This window comes from Sorlinia euscelidii, from assembly GCF_036452135.1.
Taxonomy (GTDB): Bacteria; Pseudomonadota; Alphaproteobacteria; order Acetobacterales; family Acetobacteraceae; genus Sorlinia; species Sorlinia euscelidii.
In genome coordinates, this window is record NZ_JAWJZZ010000005.1 from 1 (window position 1) to 22,514 (window position 22,514).

General features: G+C 56.8%; 15 protein-coding genes, 2 tRNA genes and 2 rRNA genes. 10 read left to right on the forward strand and 9 right to left on the reverse strand.

Going from position 1 to position 22,514, the window contains the following annotated elements; all coding sequences use genetic code 11:
• From CGLAMM_RS09815 to CGLAMM_RS09825, 3 genes are all read left to right on the forward strand, one after another.
• Positions 1-2,205 (forward strand): 23S ribosomal RNA (locus CGLAMM_RS09815); the annotation flags it as partial.
• A 169-nt stretch (positions 2,206-2,374) separates the two neighbouring features.
• A 5S ribosomal RNA gene (rrf, locus tag CGLAMM_RS09820) occupies positions 2,375-2,489 on the forward strand.
• A gap of 62 nt (positions 2,490-2,551) precedes the next feature.
• Positions 2,552-2,628 (forward strand) — tRNA-Met (locus CGLAMM_RS09825).
• Between the two features lie 156 nt (positions 2,629-2,784).
• On the opposite strand, the gene CGLAMM_RS09830 is transcribed toward CGLAMM_RS09825, so the two are convergent.
• Positions 2,785-3,390, reverse strand: a complete 606-nt coding sequence (locus CGLAMM_RS09830) for a YceI family protein (protein ID WP_394819114.1) — start codon at positions 3,388-3,390, stop codon at positions 2,785-2,787.
• A gap of 120 nt (positions 3,391-3,510) precedes the next feature.
• The gene (locus tag CGLAMM_RS09835) at positions 3,511-4,083 is read right to left on the reverse strand and encodes an NUDIX domain-containing protein (protein ID WP_394819115.1); all 573 of its coding nucleotides are present in this window, start codon (positions 4,081-4,083) and stop codon (positions 3,511-3,513) included.
• A 312-nt stretch (positions 4,084-4,395) separates the two neighbouring features.
• On the opposite strand from CGLAMM_RS09835, the gene dinB reads away from it, so the two are divergent.
• The 6 genes from dinB (at position 4,396) to CGLAMM_RS09865 (ending at position 9,928) form a co-directional block, all read left to right on the forward strand.
• Positions 4,396-5,514 carry a DNA polymerase IV gene (dinB, locus tag CGLAMM_RS09840; RefSeq protein ID WP_394819705.1) on the forward strand — a complete coding sequence of 373 codons (1,119 nt, stop codon included), beginning with the start codon at positions 4,396-4,398 and terminating at the stop codon, positions 5,512-5,514.
• Positions 5,515-5,585: 71 nt separating this feature from the next.
• Positions 5,586-6,794, forward strand: coding sequence for an MFS transporter (locus tag CGLAMM_RS09845; protein WP_394819116.1), 1,209 nt, complete (start codon positions 5,586-5,588; stop codon positions 6,792-6,794).
• A gap of 102 nt (positions 6,795-6,896) precedes the next feature.
• Positions 6,897-7,442: an LOG family protein gene (locus tag CGLAMM_RS09850; RefSeq protein WP_456316403.1), complete on the forward strand. Its 546-nt coding sequence runs from the start codon at positions 6,897-6,899 to the stop codon at positions 7,440-7,442.
• Positions 7,443-7,543: 101 nt separating this feature from the next.
• Positions 7,544-7,620: transfer RNA gene (locus tag CGLAMM_RS09855), tRNA-Pro, on the forward strand.
• A gap of 144 nt (positions 7,621-7,764) precedes the next feature.
• The gene (locus CGLAMM_RS09860) at positions 7,765-8,367 is read left to right on the forward strand and encodes a LysE family translocator (protein WP_394819118.1); all 603 of its coding nucleotides are present in this window, start codon (positions 7,765-7,767) and stop codon (positions 8,365-8,367) included.
• A gap of 118 nt (positions 8,368-8,485) precedes the next feature.
• Entirely contained in the window at positions 8,486-9,928 is a 1,443-nt protein-coding gene (locus tag CGLAMM_RS09865; RefSeq protein WP_394819119.1) for a mannose-1-phosphate guanylyltransferase/mannose-6-phosphate isomerase, read from the forward strand.
• A 22-nt stretch (positions 9,929-9,950) separates the two neighbouring features.
• Here the strand turns inward: CGLAMM_RS09865 and CGLAMM_RS09870 are convergent, their stop codons facing one another.
• From CGLAMM_RS09870 to CGLAMM_RS09880, 3 genes are all read right to left on the reverse strand, one after another.
• Entirely contained in the window at positions 9,951-11,150 is a 1,200-nt protein-coding gene (locus tag CGLAMM_RS09870; protein WP_394819706.1) for a glycosyltransferase family 2 protein, read from the reverse strand.
• 25 nt (positions 11,151-11,175) lie between these two features.
• Positions 11,176-12,318, reverse strand: coding sequence for a ferrochelatase (hemH, locus tag CGLAMM_RS09875; protein WP_418115646.1), 1,143 nt, complete (start codon positions 12,316-12,318; stop codon positions 11,176-11,178).
• Positions 12,319-12,455: 137 nt separating this feature from the next.
• On the reverse strand, positions 12,456-13,514 hold the full coding sequence (locus CGLAMM_RS09880) for an aspartate-semialdehyde dehydrogenase (RefSeq protein ID WP_418115647.1): 1,059 nt from the start codon (positions 13,512-13,514) through the stop codon (positions 12,456-12,458).
• Positions 13,515-13,936: 422 nt separating this feature from the next.
• On the opposite strand from CGLAMM_RS09880, the gene CGLAMM_RS09885 reads away from it, so the two are divergent.
• A complete protein-coding gene (locus CGLAMM_RS09885; protein ID WP_394819121.1) occupies positions 13,937-16,876 on the forward strand; it encodes a 2-oxoglutarate dehydrogenase E1 component in 2,940 nt (979 codons plus the stop codon).
• Positions 16,877-17,033: 157 nt separating this feature from the next.
• Here CGLAMM_RS09885 and lpdA read toward each other — a convergent pair whose 3' ends face one another.
• The 4 genes from lpdA to CGLAMM_RS09905 form a co-directional block, all read right to left on the reverse strand.
• A complete protein-coding gene (gene lpdA, locus CGLAMM_RS09890) occupies positions 17,034-18,503 on the reverse strand; it encodes a dihydrolipoyl dehydrogenase (protein WP_394819122.1) in 1,470 nt (489 codons plus the stop codon).
• 3 nt (positions 18,504-18,506) lie between these two features.
• Entirely contained in the window at positions 18,507-19,805 is a 1,299-nt protein-coding gene (gene odhB / locus CGLAMM_RS09895) for a 2-oxoglutarate dehydrogenase complex dihydrolipoyllysine-residue succinyltransferase (RefSeq protein ID WP_394819123.1), read from the reverse strand.
• A 199-nt stretch (positions 19,806-20,004) separates the two neighbouring features.
• On the reverse strand, positions 20,005-20,814 hold the full coding sequence (locus tag CGLAMM_RS09900) for an alpha/beta hydrolase (protein WP_394819124.1): 810 nt from the start codon (positions 20,812-20,814) through the stop codon (positions 20,005-20,007).
• A gap of 90 nt (positions 20,815-20,904) precedes the next feature.
• Positions 20,905-22,230 (reverse strand): multidrug effflux MFS transporter, encoded by a 1,326-nt coding sequence (locus tag CGLAMM_RS09905; protein WP_394819125.1) that lies wholly within the window; start codon positions 22,228-22,230, stop codon positions 20,905-20,907.
• Positions 22,231-22,514 lie beyond the last annotated feature (284 nt).

Here is a 22,514-nt window from a genome sequence, read left to right on the forward strand (position 1 = left end):
CTTATGGGGTGACGGCGTACCTTTTGTATAATGGGTCAGCGAGTTTCTGTTTGCAGCGAGCCTAAGCCGATAGGTGTAAGCGAAGCGAAAGCGAGTCTGAATAGGGCGCATGAGTTGCTGGCAGAAGACCCGAAACCGAGTGATCTAGCCATGGCCAGGCTGAAGGTGCGGTAACACGCACTGGAGGGCCGAACCCACGCCTGTTGAAAAAGTCGGGGATGAGCTGTGCTAGGGGTGAAAGCCAATCAAACTCGGATAGCTGGTTCTCCGCGAATCTATTGAGGTAGATCGTCGTGTATACCCTCGGGGGTAGAGCACTGGATGGGCTAGGGGGCCCAAAGCCTTACCAAACCTAACCAAACTCCGAATACCGAGGAGTATGAGCACGGCAGACAGACGATGGGTGCTAAGGTCCATTGTCGAGAGGGAAACAGCCCAGACCACCAGCTAAGGCCCTAAATCGTGGCTAAGTGGGAAAGGATGTGGGGATTCCAAAACAACCAGGAGGTTGGCTTAGAAGCAGCCATCCTTTAAAGAAAGCGTAATAGCTCACTGGTCTAATAGAAACCCTGCGCCGAAAATGTAACGGGGCTCAAGCCACGTGCCGAAGCTGTGGGTGCATACATTGTATGCGCGGTAGCGGAGCGTTCCGTAAGTCTGCGAAGGAGACGGGGTGACCCTCTCTGGAGATATCGGAAGTGCGAATGCTGACATGAGTAGCGACAAACAGTGCGAGAAACACTGTCGCCGAAAGTCCAAGGGTTCCTGCGCAAGGTTAATCCACGCAGGGTAAGCCGGCCCCTAAGGCGAGGGCGAAAGCCGTAGTCGATGGGAACCAGTTGAATATTACTGGGCCTGCCAGAAGTGACGAATGCGATATGTTGTCTGTTCTTAATGGATTGGACAGGCTTTTGGAGCATTCCGGGAAAGAGCTCTGGCATATAGACCGTACCCGAAACCGACACAGGTGGACTGGTAGAGTATACCAAGGCGCTTGAGAGAACGATGCTGAAGGAACTAGGCAAATTGCTCGTGTAACTTCGGGATAAGCGAGACCCGTATGTGGGCAACCATGTGCGGGTGGCACAGACCAGGGGGTAGCGACTGTTTAGTAAAAACACAGGGCTGTGCGAAGTCGAGAGACGACGTATACGGCCTGACGCCTGCCCGGTGCCGGAAGGTTAAGAGGAGATGTGAGAGCATTGAATTGAAGCCCCGGTAAACGGCGGCCGTAACTATAACGGTCCTAAGGTAGCGAAATTCCTTGTCGGGTAAGTTCCGACCTGCACGAATGGCGTAACGACTTCCCCACTGTCTCCAGCATCGGCTCAGCGAAATTGAATTCCCCGTGAAGATGCGGGGTACCCGCGGTCAGACGGAAAGACCCTATGAACCTTTACTGCAGCTTTGCAGTGGCATCAGAGACATTCTGTGTAGGATAGGTGGGAGGCTATGAAGCATGGGCGCCAGTCTGTGTGGAGCCATCCTTGAAATACCACCCTGACTGTCTTTGATGTCTAACCGCGACCCGTAAGCCGGGTCCGGGACCCTGCATGGTGGGCAGTTTGACTGGGGCGGTCGCCTCCCAAAGTGTAACGGAGGCGCGCGATGGTGGGCTCAGGTCGGTCGGAAACCGACTGTCGAGTGCAATGGCATAAGCCCGCCTGACTGTGAGAGTGACAGCTCGAACAGAGACGAAAGTCGGCCATAGTGATCCGGTGGTCCCACGTGGACGGGCCATCGCTCAACGGATAAAAGGTACTCTAGGGATAACAGGCTGATCTCCCCCAAGAGTCCACATCGACGGGGAGGTTTGGCACCTCGATGTCGGCTCATCACATCCTGGGGCTGGAGCAGGTCCCAAGGGTTCGGCTGTTCGCCGATTAAAGTGGTACGTGAGCTGGGTTTAGAACGTCGTGAGACAGTTCGGTCCCTATCTGCCGTGGGTGTAAGAGACTTGAGAGGATTTGTCCCTAGTACGAGAGGACCGGGATGAACATACCTCTGGTGCACCGGTTGTCGCGCCAGCGGCACCGCCGGGTAGCTAAGTATGGACAGGATAACCGCTGAAAGCATCTAAGCGGGAAACCTACCTCAAAACAAGGTCTCACAGGGCCGTGAAAGACCATCACGTCGATAGGCTGGGTGTGAAAGCGTGGTAACACGTGCAGCTGACCAGTCCTAATCGCCCTTATTACTCACATCAACGCCGCTCTCCCTCACAGGAAAGCAGCATGCACATACATAGCAGTCATCCACGCATCCAAAGCGTCTCTCTCATCTCATTCCACCCCTTCTCCTCATCCCGTCCCGCTCATTAAGCAGGACAGGGCATGCACCAGCCTCTCCACCCTGCAAAGGGTGGGCCAGATGACCTGGTGGCCATGGCGGGAGACTTCCACCCGATCCCTTCCCGAACTCGGCCGTGAAACGCCCCAGCGCCTATGATACTGCAGCTTAAGCTGCGGAAAAGTCGGTCGCCGCCAGGTCTCCTGACCCACCCACATCAAACCGATATCCTCAGGGGATCATTCCAATCATCCCCCACCATCGCGGGGTGGAGCAGCCCGGTAGCTCGTCAGGCTCATAACCTGAAGGCCGCAGGTTCAAATCCTGCCCCCGCAACCATCTTAATAACACCCCCACTTCATACGCCTCACGCGCCTCAAACAGGCCGCTCTCTCGCGTCCTCAGCTCCCCCCATCGCATCACATTAAAAAACCCCGCCCACCGCCTCGAGACCCCAAAGCGGCAGGCAGGGGCGTCTCGGTCCAGACCGACGTTCTACTCAATCTTCTCAAACGCACCCGCAATACGAACCTCAACCTTCTCGCTAACAGCCGGTATATACGTCTTGATCCCAAATGAACCGCGATCTATCTCCCCATGCGCCTCAAAACCAACCGTGTATGCATGGTCAAGACCGTTCACCCCACTCCCAATAAAGCGCGCATGAAGCGTCACAGGCTGCGTCACGCCATGCATCGTCAATTGTCCATCAATGACGGCGCGGTTGCCCGGCATCGGCGTCACTTTTGTTGAGACAAAAGTCGCATTCGGGTATTTGGCGCTATCAAACCATGCATCACCCTTCAACTCATTATTGAGGACACTGTTCGACGTCTCAACAGAGGCGACCGGCACCGTAACATTAAGGGTCGATTTTGAAGGGTGAGCCGTGTCAAGGTGAAGCTTACCGCTGGCCTGGCTGAACATCCCGGAGAAGGGCGTAAAACCGAAATGCAGGACCGAAAAAATGACCTGCGTGTGAGCAGGCTCAACTTTATAGTCGCCGGAAGTGACTTTCGGCGAGGCGGCCAATGCATGGGATGCAGATAAGATTGTGCTGGAGGCGACGAGCACGGCGCCTAAACGGTTGAATCGCGTCATATGATGTCCTCGATTATTGATCGCGTGACCGCGGCACATGTCTCAATTTCGCATATGCTGTCGGAAAAACGCTCATTATTGTCTAGACCTGCTGAAGTGTGATCGTCAATCCCCAAGCGATCACAGCAAACCCATGGCCTTGATGCGTGCGTATGCCGCCAACGACACCATGCAACTGATTTCCTGACGTGCAATCATGTCTTCAAATTGCGCCAGCGTCACAGTGTGGCAGGTCAGGTCGTCCTCCGTCTCCTCCCGTGAAACCGGGCCTTGTGTCAGGTTTTTCGCGAGATAAATATGGCCCTTCTGCGTCGAGTAACCGGCACCCTGCCACATGGAACCCGCGTACAGAAGGTCCTTCGCGACAAGTCCGGTCTCCTCTTGGAGTTCCCCGGCCGCCACGACTTCCGGCGCGACGTCGGGACGTGTCTCCCACATGCCCATCGGCAATTCCCATAAACGCGCATCAATCGGGTAACGATATTGCCGGACGAGTGTCACGGTGTAATCGACGCCATTATGGCCTAATGGCAGGATAACAACGAATTCACCCCGTTCGACAACGCCATAGAGGCCCTTTTTGCCGTTCGGACGACGGATAATGTCCTCTCTGACGGCTGTCCAAGGGTTTTGATATGCCATTCGCGTTGAAATGACCTCATATTTTGGCAAGGGTGCCTCGTTTTCGTCCATTTATCTGCGTCCGTCAAAGTTAAGAATCGATTTAACAGACTGCCATTCCCATCGTCGTCAATCAATCTTCGTTAAATATTGTTGTGGAAAGTCGGCGACAGAACTGCCTCGCCCGGAAAATGATCCGTCGCTCTGGGCGGAAGATGGCAGGAAGCCGCGGCAACCTTGCGACGTTTTTCGGTCAAAAACGTCTCATTTTCACTAAAACATGCTAGACTTATCACCCAACATTATATCACAAGCCGTCAGACGAGATTATTCAGCGCATCGCTTCAGCCGGGTGTAAAGCTTCGGCGCATCATCCACATCGACATGGATGCGTTTTACGCATCGGTTGAGCAGCGTGACCAACCCGAACTTCGCGGGCAGCCCCTTGCGGTTGGGCGGGCGGAAGGGCGTGGTGTGGTGGCGGCGGCCAGCTACGAGGCGCGGGCTTACGGAGTGCGGTCGGCCATGCCATCCATCGTGGCGCGGCGCAAATGTCCCCACCTCGTCTTCGTTCCGCCGCGCTTCCCCGTTTATCACGCGGTCTCAGCGCAGATCCATGAGATCTTCCGTCGTTACACCGCCATCATTCAGCCTCTTTCCCTTGATGAAGCCTATCTCGATGTGACGGAAGCCGCGTCGAAATATGGTTCCGCCACTGCCATTGCTGAGGCGATACGTGAAGATATCAGGCGGGAAACAGGGCTGACCGCATCGGCCGGCGTCTCATATAATCGGTTTCTGGCGAAACTCGCATCCGACTGTCGCAAGCCGGATGGTTTGTATGTCATCACCCCCGCCCAGGGGCCGGACTTCGTCGCCCGACTTCCCGTCTCGCAATTCCACGGCATCGGCCCTGCGACGGCGCGGCGCATGGAGGCGCTCGGGATCCACACAGGGAATGACTTGCGCCAGGTTTCCCGGGACATGTTGCGCGCCCATTTCGGCAAGGTCGCGGATTTCTACTATAACATCGCGCGCGCAATTGATGACCGACCTGTCGACCCACATCGCGTCCGAAAGTCAATCGGCAGTGAGACGACTTATGCGCATGATCTCCATGATCTGCCCTCGGCGCAGGAAGCACTTGCGGATGTGGCGGATCGTGTCTGGAAGGCTTACATTGAGAAAAATCTTCATGCACGCACCATCACACTGAAAATCAAATTCGCCGATTTTCGCATGATCACGCGCGCAACGTCCTTTAAGGAATTTGTCAGCGAAAAAGCCATTATGTGGGAAGCGGCCCTGCATTTATTGCAATCCGAAGCCCCGTTTCGCATGGGGATCAGGCTTCTGGGCCTGACCCTTTCCTCTTTTTCCGAAGCAGAGGCCGCGCACAACCCGCAAATGACGTTATTCTGTCCTCGAAGCCGCCAACCGCGTTATCACGGCGCGATCATCGCATTTTCCTTCGTCCCGGCATCAGGGACGTCTCCGCCATGATAAGGTTGCAGAACATATGCGCCCTGTGCAGCCCAGATTGATGTCATCATGAAACAGGGTATAAGTTTTTGATGCTTTCCCGACGCTTACCGTTTTTGCGCTTCTCACGGCGCAGCCTTGTGCCGGTCGTGAGCTTCAATTTCATCGCTTATCTGATTGTCGGCCTTCCCATGGCCGTCATACCTCTTTTTATGGTTGAGATCCTGCATTTCAACACGGTATGGGCGGGCCTTGCTGTCTCCCTTCAATATTTCGCGACCTTCGCCTCCCGGCCTCAGGCGGGCAAGCGCATCGACGTGCGCGGTCCCAAAACTGTCGTGATCGCCGGGTTGGTGCTCTGCGCGTTCTCAGGCGTTTTGCTGCTCCTTTCCGGACTTATGGCACATCTCGCCTTTCTGTCGCTCTTCACGCTCTTCGCCAGCCGATGCGCGCTGGGGTGGGGGGAGAGCTGGACGACGACGGCCGCCATTATCTGGAATATCCGCCGTGCCGGGCCATCACGCACCGCGCAGGCCATTTCCTGGAATGGCGTGACCTCCTATGGTGGCATCGCCGTCGGCGCGACGATCGGGGCGCAATTTTACCATTTTGGCGGTCACTGGGGTGGGTTCATCCTTATCGGTACCGTCTCCATCCTCCTGCCCCTCATTGGCGCTTTTTATGCGCAGGGCATTCCCAAAGTGATTCCACTTCCGACGGGCAGGGCGCCGATGCCGTTCTGGCAGGTTTTCAGGCGGGTGCTTCCGCTCGGCGGTCTCCTCTCCTGCGGGGCGGTCGGATTTGGCGCGATATCCTCATGTCTCGCCCTTTATTATGCCGCCCGGCAATGGCCTGGTGCGTCCCTGGCGCTCGCAATCTTCGGACTGGTCTTTGTCTGTGTGCGCTTTATCTTCACGCAGCAGATCGCCCGTCTTGGCGGGGCGCGCGTGGCGATGATCTCCCTTCTGGTGGAAGCGATGGGCCTATTGGTGCTCGCTTTTTCCGGCACCGTCATTTCGGCATTTTTGGGTGCGGCGCTGACACGGGCGGGCTTTTCCCTCATTTTCCCGGCGTTGGGCGTTCTCGCTGTGGAGAGCGCCGGCGTGGAAAATCGCGGGGCGGCGCTTGGGGCTTATTCAGTTTTCTCCGATCTGGCTATCGGCCTGTCAGGCCCCGTTCTTGGCCTCGTGATCGCCCTCTCTGGATATACGGCATTATTTGTCCTGACAGCCACCTTCACGGCACTCGGCGCCGTCACCCTTCTGGCTTTGCAGAAACATCTGAACCAGCGCATGGCCTGAAAGCGCGTTGCTTCATCCCGGCTATCGGCCCCCCTGTTTGACAGGTTTTTTATTTGCGTGCTGCGATAACCGGTGAGAACGCGCAATTTCGGAGGGTGCCCTATTATGGTGATGTCTGCTTCTGTGTTTTGTGGTTCCCGCCTGGGTGTCGGAAGCGCGTTTGCAGATCTGGCGGCGCATCTCGGCGCAGGGCTGGCGCGGCAAGGCATCACCCTTATTTACGGTGGGGCGAAAAGTGGCCTGATGGGTGTACTCGCCGATGCCGCTTTGCAGGAGGGCGGGGCGGTCATCGGTGTCATCCCGACTTTTCTCCACCATCGTGAAGTCATGCATGAGGGTGTGTCTGAACTGATCGTGACGCCATCCCTGCATACGCGCAAACAGGTGATGCTGGATCGGGCGGAGGCCTTTATTATTCTTCCTGGTGGTGTCGGCACGTTCGACGAATTATTTGAAGTCCTGACATGGCGGCATCTTCGGCTGCATGATAAGCCGATCATCATCCTGAATTATCAGGGATGGGCCGATCACTTACTCGCGAGCCTTCAAGGTGCCATCACCCAGGGTTTTGCCGACCCGGATATAGAAACTTGTTATGAAGTCGTGTCGGATGTTGACATGGTACTTTCCCGCCTCAGCACGGTCTGACACGCAAAAAACATGGCTTGTCATTTAAGAGATCAGAACGATTAAATCTTCCCCGGCCTCTTGCACTTCGCGCCCCGGAGTTATATAGCCCTGCGACATGTCGGAGTGTAGCTCAGCCTGGTAGAGCACTGCGTTCGGGACGCAGGGGCCGGAGGTTCGAATCCTCTCACTCCGACCATATCTTCTCTCGGTGAGTCGCCCCAGGAGGTCAATACCCTACCGAGGCGGGAGGTTTCTTCCGCGGCCCTCATCCTCAGACGTCGCATCGGACGATTTATATCGTCGGCGCGTTTGTCTTATAGATGAAAATTGGAGGGCCAAAATGAGTGGAAGTGTTTTGTGGTCGCTGACGCTTTACGCGGTGGCGTCTCTTGTCACGCCCGGACCCAATACGCTTTTGGCCTTCGCCTCAGCCGTGCATTTCGGCATTAAACGCCTGTGGCCACAAATCCTCGGCGTTGCTTTCGGCTTCCTCGTCGAGTTATGGGCCTGTGGCCTCGGCTTGGACGCTTTATTCAATATGGTGCCTGTCGCCCGGCAAGTCCTCAAATTTCTAGGCGGTGGCTATCTGATTTTCCTCGCCATCCGCATCGCGACATCGCCCGTGGACCCGACGATGAATACCGCGCGCAAGCCGCCAATGACATTCATTCAAGCGGCTATGTTCCAGATCGTCAACCCGAAAAGCTGGGTCATCGTGTTGGGTGGCATCGCGCTCTATGCCGATCCTGCGCATCATTATGCATCAATGCTGATCATCAGCCTTTTCCTCGGGCTAGGCACAATCCCGGCGGTTGTCATCTGGGCTGTCGCCGGGATCATGACCAAATCCTACCTCTCCCATCCCCGCCGGTTGCGTTATTTCAATATTGCCATGGGTCTGCTGCTGATCGTCGCTGTGGTGCCAATGCTCTATGAGCCCTGAGGCAGGATGGCGGGTGTCATGCCTGTCACGCTGAGTTTTCGGGGATATTGACGTCCGCCCGTTGAACCGTGTCAAATCACGGATGGTCAGCTCTGCTCGGAGGTCATCAGCGAAATAAATGTCTCATAAGATTATACCTGTTATACTCTCCGGCGGTTCCGGGACACGTTTATGGCCTGTTTCCCGACAAAGCTTCCCGAAACAATTCTGGCCCCTTATCACGCAGGAAACCCTGATACAACAGACTGTCCTGCGTGGGCGGGCGGTCAGTGACGCCGCGCCGTTGATCATCTGCAATGCCGCGCATCGATTTATCGTCGCGGAGCAGATGCGACAGATCGGCATCACGTCACCGCGCATTGTGCTTGAGCCGGAGGCGCGCAATTCCGGCCCGGCCATCGCCGCTGCCGCTTACCTCCTTGCAGAGGAAGATCCGCATGCCATCATGTGGGTGATGGCGGCCGATGCCCTGATCCGTGACGAGGAAGCCCTGAGAGAAAGCCTCAACCTCGCCGTTAAAGCGGCTCAGGAAGGCTATATTGCCACATTTGGTATCACGCCGAACCACCCGGAAACAGGTTATGGTTACATTGAGACCGGTACGCCGCTTACAATGGAATCCCTTGAAAAAGACGCCCCCGTCTTTCACGTCCGGCGCTTCATTGAAAAACCGACCCGCGACGCGGCAGAGGCGTTGATCCGCACTGGTCACGTGTTGTGGAATTCCGGCATGTTTGTCACAAGCGCGGCAAGCTTTATCCAGGAAATCCAGCGCCATGCCCCGGCCATCGGCGAGGCAACGGAATCCGCGGTCAGGCGCCGCACGCGCGACCTTGATTTTGAGCGTCTGGATGCCGAATCTTTCAAGCGCTCCCCTTCCATTTCCGTCGATTACGCGATCGCGGAAAAAACGGAACGCGCCGCCGTTGTCAAAAGTGATTTTGGCTGGTCGGATATCGGAAGCTGGGACGCCGTCTGGGAAGCGCAAGGAAGGGACGCGGCGGGCAACGCCACGCGTGGCGATGTCATCCTTGACGAATCTCAGGATTGCCTGGTCCAGACGGATGGCCCTCTGATCGCCGTCGCCGGGATGAAAGATGCGATGATTGTCGCCACGGAGGACGCGGTGATGGTGACGAAGCGGGGCCATGGGCAGGAAGTCCGGAACCTTGTTAAAAAGCTGGAATCCCTGGGACATCGCGCCGCCACATCGCACAGGAAGATCTACCGCCCCTGGGGACATTACACATCTCTCGCGCGGGGAGAGGCGTTTCAGGTCAAGCAGATCGTCGTGCATCCGCGTGGTAAATTGTCACTCCAGAAGCACCAGCATCGTGCGGAACACTGGGTGGTTGTCAGCGGCGCGGCGACCGTGACGCGCGACGCCGATATTCTGACAATCCCAGCGAATGAGAGCGTTTACATTCCCGTCGGCACGCCCCACCGGTTGGAAAATCTCGGTGCGGAACCCTTGATTGTGATTGAGGTGCAGACCGGCCTTTATCTGGAGGAAGATGATATCATCCGCCTTGACGATATTTACGCACGTCGGGAAGTATAGGGAGATTAAAGGGAATTTCCCGTCATGATTTTGCTTTCGGGGCCCCAAGATCATAGCGCAGAAATATGAAAGCGCCGAGGTCCTCAGGCCCGGTCGCCATGATAAGCGGGGCGCCATGACCTTCCTGATATGTGAGAGGATCACCCCCGCGCCATATCGTCAGGGCGAGGCGATGCCCCCGACCAATCGTCAATTCCGCGCCGGGAGTCGGTGTCGATTGCGGCGTAAAATATAGCGCGCCCTCCCGGGACGGCACGAGAAATGCCATGCGCGCTGACGATTTGAGCATAAAATAGAGGCGCCGCCCGTCGCAGAAAGCGATAACAGGGTTTTCCGGCGGTTCCTTAGATGTTTCAATAACCTGCGCTGCTTCATCATATCGCAGGTGAAACTCCTGGTCCGTGACGATCACCCAGCGATGCCATAGGGGGATGGCGGTCCTGGCGCGCTCAACATCACGGGCGGCGTGGATTTCTGCGAGGAACACAGCGCGTTCGGCATCATTTCGCCACGCGGCGCGATAAAGCTGGTCATGTCGGATCTGAGACCAGATCACGCCACTTCGGGTAATTTCCTCCGCCGGCAATTCGGTGCGCCGCTCCGTCACTTCAAGCGGCGATTGAATGAGGAAGGGGCAGTGAAGACGCGCCTCACCCTCATCTTTGACGAGGCCGCCATACCCGGTTTCGATCATGCGATGCGTGTGCTCAGCATGCTCATATCCGTAACCCGTAAAGCGTGAGTCCATGTAGCCGACATGATCGAGCGCCTGTTGATGGAAAACGGCGCATTGCCCGGAGACATTCGTCGCGACAAAAGGGTCCGCGCCCGTGCCCGCGCCGCAGATGATGTATTCCCCCGAAACATCCGGAAGGTAGAGATTTGCGTGCCCCAGCCTCTGGCCCGCCTCGATCCATGAAGTTTCCCAACCATCCGCTATGGGGAAGGTGTCGTCCTCAAGCAGGATAATAATGTGGCAGGACTTCAAAACTTTCAGGTAGTAGAGCGCACGATTTTTATTCCAGGCGATGCCGCGATGGCCGCCGAGAATGTAATCGCAGTCAAGTGCGCGCAATGTTTCGGCGGTCTCATCCGTGGAACCGTCATCAACAACGATCAGATGATAATCTGTCTGCGTATGGCGGCGCACGGCTGCCACCGTCCGCTTCACGCATTCTGAACGATTATAGGTTGCGATGCCGATACCCAGTTTTATCGAAATGACCCGGCTCCCTTTTTTTACCCGTTCATGCCGTGCGCCAGCCTATCCATTCCGCATCCGTGCGTCGCGCTGAGATCAGATTTGCTGTCGGCGAAAATGAAGGCGTCTGATACTGCGTTAAGGATGACCTCCAGCATCGGCTCCGATCAGTTGGAGAAGCTTTCAATCGCGGGACGGGCCAAAGCCGAGATGAGGGATATCGCTGCTTCATCCGCATTGAGACATGGCACCACGCTAAAATCCTGCCCCCCGCCTGGATGAATTGATGACGGAGTTCATTGCCGATTTCGTCAAGCGTCTCGAGACAATCTGCGAGAAAGCCGGGCGTGATGACGGCGATACGGCGCACATTCTGTCGTGCCAGGGCTTCAACATACGGCGCCGTGTACGGTTGAAGCCACGCCATGGGTCCGAATCGCGACTGGAACGTCATGGGCATGTCGTCCGCCGACGCGCCTATCTCCGCCCGCAGGGCGCGCGCCGTGCGCTCACAATGCGCGGCATAGGGATCACCCTGCGCGATGCATTTTTGCGGCATTCCATGAAATGAGATCACAATGCGCTCTGGCTTGTGGGTGAGGGTCGCGAGATGCGCGCGCAGGCTTGATGCAAGGGCCGCGATGTAAAGGGGATGATCGGGAAAAGCCGGGATCGTGCTGATGGCAGGCTGTTTTCGCCGTTTCATGAGCGTGCGGAAGAGGTGATCATTCGCGGTCGCCGTCGTGGCGGCGCTATATTGCGGATAAAGGGGGAAAGCGACGATACGCTCACACCCGGCCTTCAGGAGGGTGTTAACGCCGTGGCTAATGGAAGGTGTGCCGTAGCGCATGGCACCTGCCACGGTGATATCCGGGCCGAGTCTTTCCGCGACTTTCTGCACCTGCGCGGCGCTGATGACACGTAGCGGGCTTGCATCCTGCGATGTGTCCCAGATGCGTTTATAGGCCGCGCCACTTTTGAAGGGCCGCCGCGGGAGGATGATGCCATGGAGCAAGGGTTGCCAGATGGCGGCCGGCGCCTCAATCACGCGGCGATCGGAGAGGAATTCACGCAGATAGCGCCTGACGGCAAAATATCCCGTGCCGTCAGGGGTGCCGAGATTGATAAGCAGCAACCCGACGCGATGGGTCGGCGGAAGATCGTCTTCAGGTCGCGCTGATGTCTCCATAACGGATATCTTGCATTGACCTGAACATTAGGCAAGTCACGAGAGAGAAGGTGTTATGCTAACGATGCCGCATGGTTGTTAAAATTGCGGGGCGCGGCGGACGCCCCGCTCGAGGTGCCATGACCTTTAAACGCGGGTCAGTGTGATGATTTAACCGGTTGCGCATGTGGCTGCTGATCTTGTTTCACTAGCCCCATTGATATGAGGGTTTCAGCAATCTGAACGGCATTCAGTGCCGCGCCTTTCCGCAGATTATCTGAGACGCACCAGAGTGCCAGGCCGTTTTCAACCGTCTCATCGATACGAAGCCGCGAAATATACGTTGCGTCCTCCCCCACACATTCGATGGGCGTGACGTAACCGCCATCCTCTCGCTCATCACGGAGGATGATTCCGGGGGCGGCGCGCAAAGCCTCCCGCGCGGCTTTAAGATCGATTTTATTTTCAAATTCGATATTCACGGCCTCGGAATGGCCGATAAACACCGGCACGCGTACGCAGGTCGCCGTCAATCGAATATCCGGGTCGAGAATTTTACGCGTCTCGACCGCCATTTTCCATTCTTCCTTCGTCGCGCCGTCCGGCATGAACTTATCGATATGCGGGATGACGTTGAAGGCGATCTGCTTCGTGAACTGACTGATGCGCGGTGCGTCGCCGACAAAGCTGCCTTTAGTCTGCGCAAACAGCTCATCCATCCCTTCCTTACCCGCGCCGGAGACAGCCTGGTAGGTCGAGACGACGACACGTTGAATCCTGAAAAGATCATGCAGCGGTTTCAGTGCGAGCACCAGCTGGGCTGTCGAGCAGTTCGGGTTGGCGATGATGTTGCGCCGGGCTTTCCTGAGGGCTTCAGGGTTCACTTCAGGCACGACCAGCGGCACATCCGGCTCCATACGGAAATGTGACGTGTTATCGATCACGATGCAGCCCGCCGCCGCCGCGCGCGGGGCATGCAACGCGGAGATGGCGGCGCCGGGGGAGAAGAGCGCAATATCCCAGCCTGTGAAGTCGAAAGACTCGAGGTTATGAATTGTGAGGATTTTTTTATCCCCGAATGAGACTTTCTGCCCCGCCGAGCGCGGAGAGGCGAGTGCGGCGACTTCCGACGCCGGAAAATCGCGCTCCGCAAGGATACGAAGCAACTCCCGCCCGACTGCGCCGGTCGCGCCGACGACCGCGACTTTATATGTCATGATCTTAAACCTGTTTCTTACGTCGACCTTGGATAACTTCCCAACGTCAATATGGCAGGCCCTTCAGGAGGGCGCAGAGATAATGTCGGCGCGATTCATAACGGGCTTTCCGTCATCTTGCCATATAATTCAGCGTTTTCGCCCCGTATCGCACCCTGCATAACTGCATGTGTCACATCCGAAGATGTCGCCCCTGTAGGCGAGGGCTCGTCGTTCGGTCACGGGATGATGATGGTGAGGGGGGTTTTTATCGCTTGACCTCGGGCGCAAATCTCAAAAAATACGTTACGTTACTGTGAAGCATTATGGTATCGCGCGGTGTTCTTGAAACGACCACGTGTTAAAATAAAGGCGATAATAGGCAGGGACCTCACGGGACCTGCCGGAAAGACGGTTGAAACAGCCAAGGAGGGCTGACTCAAATGGGTAGGGATGGGTTTATACCCGATGCGCTTAATGGTGCGAATGCATCCTATCTTGCGGATCTTCATAATCGCTGGCTGACGGATCCCGCGAGTGTCGATCCTTCCTTCGTCCCCCTCTTCGGCGCTTTGGGGAGCGGCAAGGTTGAAACCGTCGCGAATGGTCATGGTGACTCCGCGCCATCCATGGTGCAGTCCGCCCGTGCGGACACGGTGTGGGACGCCTTGCCGGACTGGGCGGAGAAGCCCTCCCTTCTGGATGAGGAAGTCGTAAAAGCGCGGGAAGCCGCCCCCGCCTCACCCGATGGCGCGCTGATTAACGCCGCCCGCAACAGCATCCGCGCGATGGAGCTTATCCGCGCTTATCGTGTCCGAGGGCATTTCCAGGCCGTTCTTGACCCGCTTAACCTGAAAACGGCACCCATCCATGCTGATCTTGATCCGGCTTCGTACGGGTTTACAGCAGCGGATATGGAGCGTCCCATTTATCTCGGGCATTTCGCGGAGGATCTCCTGCCGGAAACGCCTGCGCCGACCATGCATGTCCTCCTCGCGGCATTGCGACGAACTTATTGCGGGCCGATCGGGTTTGAATATATGCATATTCAGGACCCTGAGAAACGTCAGTGGCTTCAGAGCCGGGTTGAGGCGGATAACTGGCGTCATCTTTTCAGTGCTGCACAGAAACAGGAAATATTATCCCAGCTGACGGCGGCGGAGGGGTTTGAAAGCTTCTGCCATCGACGCTACAGCGGCACCAAACGTTTCGGGCTGGAGGGCAGTGAGGTCACAATTCCGGTCCTGCATGGTTTGATGGCGCGCGCTTCCATCCATGGCACACGCTCCGTCTCATTAGGTATGGCGCATCGTGGCCGCCTCAATGTAATGGCGAATGTGGTGCAAAAGCCTTTCGCGGCCATATTCTCGGAATTTGCAGGTGGGTCCTTCAAACCGCAGGACGTACAGGGCTCCGGCGATGTGAAATATCATCTCGGCACGGCGGCGACATTGCAGGTTCAAGGGCGCGATATGCGTGTCACGCTTCTGCCTAACCCTTCGCACCTTGAAGCGGTGAATCCGGTTGTTGTCGGACGCGTCCGCGCCCTGCAGGATCTCGATGGTTGTGTCGGGCGCGAAAGCCGCGTCGCCCACCTCGCCATTCAAATCCATGGCGATGCGGCCTTTGCCGGCCAGGGCGTTGTATATGAGACGATGGCTATGTCAGAGTTGGTGGGTTACCGCACGGGTGGTACCGTCCATATCGTCATTAACAACCAGATCGGTTTCACGACAATGTCCGCCCATGCTTATTCGGGCCTTTACTGCACGGATATCGCCAAATCCGTGCAGGCGCCGATTTTGCACGTTAATGGGGACGAGCCGGAAGCTGCGGCTTATTGCGCCCGCCTCGCGGCGGATTTCCGCACGCAATTTGCCAGTGACATTGTGATTGACCTCGTGACCTATCGGCGTCACGGCCATAATGAGGGTGATGAACCCGCTTTTACGCAGCCAACCATGTACAAGGCGATTGCCGCGCGCGAAACCACGCGGGCACTTTACGCAAGGCGCCTCGTGCGTGAGTGCGTTGTCACGCAGGAAGAGGCTGACCGTACGTTGTCCGATTTCTTCACGCGGATGGATCGGGAATATGAAGCGGCGAAAAGCTACACGCCCCGTCGGGAAGACTGGCTCGATTGCCGTCAGGACCCGACGCGCCTTTCCGACACGCCATTGCGGGAGCAGCCTGTCACCGGGATTTCCGCTAAGACGTTGAAAATGATCGGCGCCGCGCTGACGCGTGTGCCGGAAAGTTTTTCCATGCATCCGCGTCTGAAACGTTTCTTCGACGCGCGTCGTAAGGCCTTTGATAGCGGTGAGGGTTTCGACTGGGCCACGGGAGAGGCCCTGGCATTCGGTTCACTTCTGCTTGAAGGCCATCCTGTGCGACTTTCAGGGGAGGATTGCCAGCGTGGCACATTCAGCCAGCGTCATGCTGTGCTGATCGACCAGCTCAATCAGGAGGAATATGTTTCCCTCAACCATATCGGGGGTGAGCAGGCGCGCATTGAAATTTATAACTCCCTGCTTTCCGAATTCGGTGTGCTGGGATTTGAATATGGTTACACCTTGGCGGCGCCGGACTCGCTTGTTCTGTGGGAGGCACAATTTGGAGATTTCGCCAATGGGGCTCAGGTCATTATCGACCAGTTCATCGCCTCGGGTGAGGTCAAATGGTTGCGAAGCTCAGGATTAGTGCTGCTTTTGCCGCATGGTTATGAGGGGCAGGGGCCGGAACATTCCTCCGCGCGGATTGAGCGATATCTGCAACTTTGCGCTGAAAATAATCTGCGTGTCTGCGTGCCTTCAACCCCGGCCAATTACTTTCATGCGCTGCGGCGGCAAATCATCCGGCCGTGCCGCAAGCCGCTGATCGTCTTCACACCGAAATCCCTTTTGCGGCATAAAAACGTCGTTTCCTCCGCGGCTGACTTCACAGCCCGTCAACGCTTCAGGACGGTCATCAAGGATGAGCCGCGCGATGTTAAGGCGTCGGACGTCAAACGCGTCATTCTGTGCAGTGGCAAAATCTATTACGACCTCGCCGCCTATCGGGATGAAAATGAAGTCAAAGATGCGGTGCTGGTGCGCGTTGAGCAGCTTTACCCTTTCCCTACAAACAGGGTGGCGGAGGCGCTCGCGCCATACCCTCATGCGCGCATCGTCTGGTGCCAGGAAGAGTCACAGAATAGCGGCGCCTGGCACTTCGTTGATCGCTATATCGAATCGGCAGCAAATGGTGTCGGCTATAATGCCCCGCGCCCGATTTATAATGGGCGCCTTCCCAGTGCCTCTCCGGCGACAGGGTTGCTGAAGGAGCATGAGCGCCAGCAGAAAGAACTCGTTGCCAGCGCCTTCGCGGCGCCGATCGACGGGTAAGGAAACCGGGCAGCCCCGGGGCTGCCCGTCCATTTCAAATTCGGGCGTGACAGGGGCGGTTAAATAGCATTTATGCTCTACGACCGCCCCGAGATTCCATGTCAGTTGCTTGAGCGAAATTCACGCGCCCTTAAAATCTGATGCCGCGCTGAGACGTCTACAGATTCAACGGGCGATCGAAAGCGGCGAGGGCGGCTTCCTTCACCGCCTCCGACAATGTCGGATGTGCGTGACAGGACAGGGCGATATCCTCGGCACTGGCCCCGAAATTCATGGCCAAAGCCGGTTCCGCGATCAGTTCCCCCGCAGACGGGCCGATGATATGGATGCCGAGCAACGTGTCTGTCCGCTCGCATGTCAGGATCTTGACGCTGCCCTCCGTGTCGCAATTAGCGCGCGCACGGCCATTCGCCATGAAAGGATAGGTCCCAACGCGATAAGTGGCGTTCTGCGCTTTCAGCGTTTCCTCAGTCGCGCCAATCATGGCAACTTCCGGGTGGGTGTATATAACGCCCGGGATCAAGTCACGACGGATATGGTGGGGATGACCGGCCAGATGATTGGCCAGGGCATAACCTTCCTCCTCCGCCTTGTGTGCCAGCATGGGGCCGGGGACGACGTCGCCGATGGCATATATGCCGGGGCAGGATGTGTTGAAATTCTCGTCAATAATAATGTGCCCGCGCTGATCGCGCTTGATGTCTAACGCTTCAAGGCCGAGCCCTTCCGCAAAGGGTCGACGGCCTGTCGCGATGAGAAGCGTATCGCATGAGAGTGTCGCCTCTCCTTCTGTGCCGGTGGCGGCGTCTGAAGGGGTGACGCGGACGATAAGCCCGTCCGCGCGTTTTTCCACCTGTGTGACTTTGGTATTGAGGCGGAAATTGATGCCGAGTTTTTGCAGGCTGCGCGCCAATTGTCGGGACATATCCCGGTCAAAACCCGGCGCAATGTGATCCGCGAATTCGACGATGGTGACGTCCGCGCCGAGGCGGCGCCATACGCTGCCCAGTTCCAGCCCGATCACGCCTGCGCCGATGACGATGAGGTGACGCGGCACGTGAGGGAGCTTCAGCGCACCCGTGGAGGAAATAATCTGTTTCTCATCAATGTCGATGCCGCCGAGCGAGGCGGGCGCACTGCCTGTGGCGATCACAATGCGTTTGGTGCGGACCTCCTCCCCGTCAAGATCAATGCAATCCGGTGATTTAATGGTGGCGTGGCCGGTCCGGAACGTCACCTGATATTTCTTGAACAGAAAAGCGACGCCTTTGACGGTCTCCGAAACAATGCGGTCCTTATTTGCCATCATCGTGCTGAGATCGACTTCAACCTCGCCACATTGAATGCCCATTTTGGGGAAGATCGTGCACGCTTCTATAAGGCGTTCCGTCGCATGGAGAAGCGCCTTTGAAGGTATGCATCCGACATTGAGGCATGTCCCGCCTGCTTCCTTGCGTTTGTCCACGCATAATACTTTCAGGCCCAGCTGCGCGGCACGAATGGCGCAGATATAACCGCCCGGCCCCGCGCCAATCACGACGACATCGAATTCCTTCCGAAGGTCGGGGCTGGTCGCGGAAGATTTTTTGGCGTCCACATCGCCACTTTTTTCCTGATCGCGTGCCATCGGTCAGATATCCAGCAACAATCGATGCGGATCCTCAACGAGCTCCTTGACCCGCACGAGAAAACTCACCGCGTCGCGCCCGTCAACGATGCGATGGTCATAAGAGAGGGCGACATTCATCATCGGCCGGATCACAACCTGCCCATCGACCGCGACGGGGCGATCCTGAATGACGTGCATACCTAGAATACCTGATTGCGGGGTGTTGAGTATCGGCGTGGAGAGAAGGGAGCCGAAAACCCCACCATTTGTGATGGTGAACGTGCCTGCCTCCAATTCATGAAGTTTGAGATTACCGTCTCGTGCACTCTGGCCGTAAACCTTGATCTTTTGTTCAAGCTCGGCAAAACTAAGTTCATTGGCACGACGAATGACTGGCACAACCAGGCCGCGTTCACTTCCGACCGCTATTCCGAGATTAACATCGTGACGGTAGACAATCTGGTCACCATCGATCTCGGCGTTTAATACGGGGAAGGCTTCCAGTGCCTTAATCACCGCACGCGCGAAGAATGACATATATCCCAGTCTGATGCTGTGGGTCTTTTCGAATGCACCACGATAAGTGTCACGAAGTCCACGTGCGACGCTCATGTCAATTTCATTGAAAGTCGTCAAAATCGCGGCGGTATTCTGCGCGTCTTTAAGGCGGCGTGCGATGGTCTGGCGTAGCCGACTCATCGGCACGCGTTCCTCTCGGCCCGCCATTGACTGTCTGGCGGGAGGTACTTCTGTGTCGACAGGTCGTGAGGCGGTGTCGGCGCGTGGAGGTGAGAGCGCCTGCGGCGCCGCAGGCGGCATCTGCCCCGGTTTCTTATCCAGATGAGATATAACGTCCGCCTTCGTGACGCGGCCATCCTTGCCGCTGCCCGCTTCCAGCAACGCGGGCGCAACGCCATGGGCTTTCATCATTTTCTCAGCCGCCGGGAGGGGGGCTTTGCCCTTCTGAGAAATTTCCGCGTCAGTGGACGAATCCGGTTGTGCCTCCGGCGCAAATTGAGCCTTCGACCCTTTTTCCGTGCTGTTTTGCGCCTGCTGAGAACGCGGAGAGAGGCTCAGCCCGTCCTGCCCTTCCATATGGCCCAATACAGCGCCGACCTGCACATCAACGCCTGCCGCAACGCTGACAGTTTTGAGGATGCCGCCACATGGCGCAGGCACGTCAATGCTGATCTTATCCGTTTCCAGCTCAGCAATCGGCTCATCACGCATGACGGTATCACCGGGTTGTTTGAGCCACCGCGTGACAGTCGCGGAAACGACGCTCTCTCCCAAGACCGGAACCCTGATTTCCACCGTCATAACCCCTCCCTTTGCGACGCGCCCCGTTGATGATCATTCATCCATGTTTCAGGCTTCAAACGCGCAAGCTGACTGATATGGCAAGATATTACATCGTGCATCGACATTTTACCATCATTGGCGGCGGTGCGGCGGTAAACTCGCCGATAGGGGGGCGACGTAAAACCGAATTCAAACTTTTTGCGCAAACCGTCCTCATTCAAAGATTCAGCGCGGCAATGAAATTTTTCATGGCGTCGAAACCGCCATTTTCCAACACGGAGGAGTGGCCGCCCTTGCGCGCGACAAAAAGATGTTTCAACCCATTGGCGGACTTGAAAACCTGCTGGGCCTGTGAGGGCGGCACCGTCCTGTCATGCACGCTATACATTATCAGAAGTGGCGCATTGACCCGCCCGATCAGGCCCTGCGTGTTCATCCTGTCTGTCATGAGTGTGCGTACGGGCAGAAAGGGAAAGCGCTCTGCCCCGACATCCGCCACGCTGGTGAAAGGCGAGTCGAGCGTCAACGCGCCGACAGGGCAGTGCGCGGCCACGTAAGTTGCGAGATAAGTGCCTAGTGATTCACCGACGACGACGATATCTGCGGATCGGACGCCTTTTTCCCGAAGGTGACCATAAGCGGAGACCGCGTCGGAGGCGAGTTTGACTTCAGAAGGTTTACCCGGATTTGTGGCGTACCCGCGATATTCCGGCGCGAAAACGCCGTAACCCATTTTCGCGAAAGTCGCGAAACGATCTGACCGTCGGTCCAACGTCCCGGCATTCCCGTGGAAATAGAGTATGACGGGCCCGTGGTCACGCGGCGGGTGATACCAGGCTGCGAGCTCCAGCCCGTCAGATGTCACAAGCTTATCCTGCCGGAAATCCGGACCGACGGCCACCGGGTCCGACAACGCCTCATGAGAGGCCGGAAAGACAAACGTGCTCTGCTTAATGTAGAAATACCCGATGATGGCCGCGTAAAAAGCGGCCGTCAGGGCAACGAGTTTCGAGACGAGTCTGATCATGATTGCGATCCTGATTTTGAGGGACAATCACATTGGCTGAGGCACGCCTCACGTGAGATCCGACGACGGTGCGGCGGCATCAGCTTAGGCCTATATCTCATGCAAAGGCAGCGGATTAACCTTGAGGGCGCGTCGCCGAATAATGTCGCAAAGTAAGATGGCGGTGACGCCCACCAGCATACCGATGGCTGTCGAGGATACTTTCTGAGGATTAAGAAAAGCCATGAGAATCCCGCTACTCCCACCGAGGCCGAAATTAAGCGTGCCCAGAAGGGCCGCGGCCGCGCCCGCCTGATGTCCGTGATGCGCCAGCGCCATTACGCCTGCATTGGGACTGATGAAGCCGAGGAAAAAAGTGGTGGCCACCAGTGTGACGCAGACAGGCCAGGGATTATGCGTCCCGACCAGATGACTTTCACTTGCGGCGAGAAGTGCCAGGGCGCTGAGAAGGCAGAGGAAAATGCCCGTTTCCATGACGCGGACATAACTGAAGCGTCGGGCCAGTCGCCCGTTGATCTGGGTTGCGAGGATGAAGCCCCCTGCGTTGACACCAAAGAAAATCGCGAATTCCCGTGGGGTGAAGGCCAATATATGCTCAAATAGCTGGGGTGCGTTGGCGAGATAGGCGAACATGACAAAGCTGCAGAAACTTGTCAGCAATGTTGTGGAGAGGAAAACCGGCTCTCGCAGCAAGGATAAATAGCGGTGCAGGACCTCCGACGGCATGATGGCAAAGCGGCGTTCCGGCGGGAGGGTCTCGCGCAGGATGTAAGAGGAACCCAGAAGCAGGAGTGTCGCCGCGATGACGCAGGCCCAGAAAATCAGCCGCCAATGGCCGAGGGCCAGAAGGAGGCTGCCGAGGCTCGGCGCCAATATCGGTCCGACCCCGAAAACAAGGGTCAGCTGTGACATCAGCTTCACAGCCTCCCTGCCGGTCGCGACATCTCTGACAATGGCGCGGGGTGCGACGCTGCATATTGCGCCGCCCAGCGCAGAGACAAAGCGCATCAGACAGAATGCCCCGTAGTGATGCGTCATCGCGAGAATAATCGTTGAAACGATATAGACGCCCAGTCCGATTTGAAGGGGTCTCAGCCGCCCGAACCGATCGGAAAGCGGGCCAAGGCAGAACTGCCCCAAAGCAAGCCCGACAAACCAGCAGGTCAATGTCAATTGTGCACTGCCCGGCAGCTGGCCAAGATCATGCTCAATCTGCGGGAAGGCTGGTAGATACATATCTGTCGAAATCGGCCCGACAGTGAAGATCAATCCCATCAGCATAATCTGGGCGGTCGAGAAATTTCGGGTTTTCTCGTCATGGCCCGGTTTGCTGACAACGTCCTCGCGTTTATCGGCCTCTTTTTTTCGATCGGGAGGAATCGCGCGACGCGCGGCGTGGTTGAAAAGCGACGGCATGGATCAATACGTGTCCAGATATGAGCGGTTCGAGCCAACTGAACGGCGAAGAGGACCGTTCGACCGTCAGTTGACAGGCACCGGGAGGAACTCTGCCAGTTAATGATGGGCTGCGCCACTGTTAAAAAAAGCTTTCGCGGGTTTTTTAACAAGGCCCGGTCAAGATCAGTGAACAGGCTATTCAAATGTTGTGTAAAGGTGAATGCCGCCAAAGCGAGACGGGTTGACATCACAACAGCCACACATTTCTCTTGACGCAGCATCAAGGCTCGGCAATCTGCGCG

Bases quoted from the DNA above. Each gene is read 5' to 3' on its own strand.
- CGLAMM_RS09830 (WP_394819114.1), bottom strand. From the start codon at position 3,390: ATGACGCGATTCAACCGTTTAGGCGCCGTGCTCGTCGCCTCCAGCACA.
- CGLAMM_RS09835 (WP_394819115.1), bottom strand. From the start codon at position 4,083: ATGGACGAAAACGAGGCACCCTTGCCAAAATATGAGGTCATTTCAACG.
- dinB (WP_394819705.1), top strand. From the start codon at position 4,396: ATGGATGCGTTTTACGCATCGGTTGAGCAGCGTGACCAACCCGAACTT.
- CGLAMM_RS09845 (WP_394819116.1), top strand. From the start codon at position 5,586: ATGCTTTCCCGACGCTTACCGTTTTTGCGCTTCTCACGGCGCAGCCTT.
- CGLAMM_RS09860 (WP_394819118.1), top strand. From the start codon at position 7,765: ATGAGTGGAAGTGTTTTGTGGTCGCTGACGCTTTACGCGGTGGCGTCT.
- CGLAMM_RS09865 (WP_394819119.1), top strand. From the start codon at position 8,486: ATGTCTCATAAGATTATACCTGTTATACTCTCCGGCGGTTCCGGGACA.
- hemH (WP_418115646.1), bottom strand. From the start codon at position 12,318: ATGGAGACATCAGCGCGACCTGAAGACGATCTTCCGCCGACCCATCGC.
- CGLAMM_RS09880 (WP_418115647.1), bottom strand. From the start codon at position 13,514: ATGACATATAAAGTCGCGGTCGTCGGCGCGACCGGCGCAGTCGGGCGG.
- CGLAMM_RS09885 (WP_394819121.1), top strand. From the start codon at position 13,937: ATGGGTAGGGATGGGTTTATACCCGATGCGCTTAATGGTGCGAATGCA.
- lpdA (WP_394819122.1), bottom strand. From the start codon at position 18,503: ATGGCACGCGATCAGGAAAAAAGTGGCGATGTGGACGCCAAAAAATCT.
- odhB (WP_394819123.1), bottom strand. From the start codon at position 19,805: ATGACGGTGGAAATCAGGGTTCCGGTCTTGGGAGAGAGCGTCGTTTCC.
- CGLAMM_RS09900 (WP_394819124.1), bottom strand. From the start codon at position 20,814: ATGATCAGACTCGTCTCGAAACTCGTTGCCCTGACGGCCGCTTTTTAC.
- CGLAMM_RS09905 (WP_394819125.1), bottom strand. From the start codon at position 22,230: ATGCCGTCGCTTTTCAACCACGCCGCGCGTCGCGCGATTCCTCCCGAT.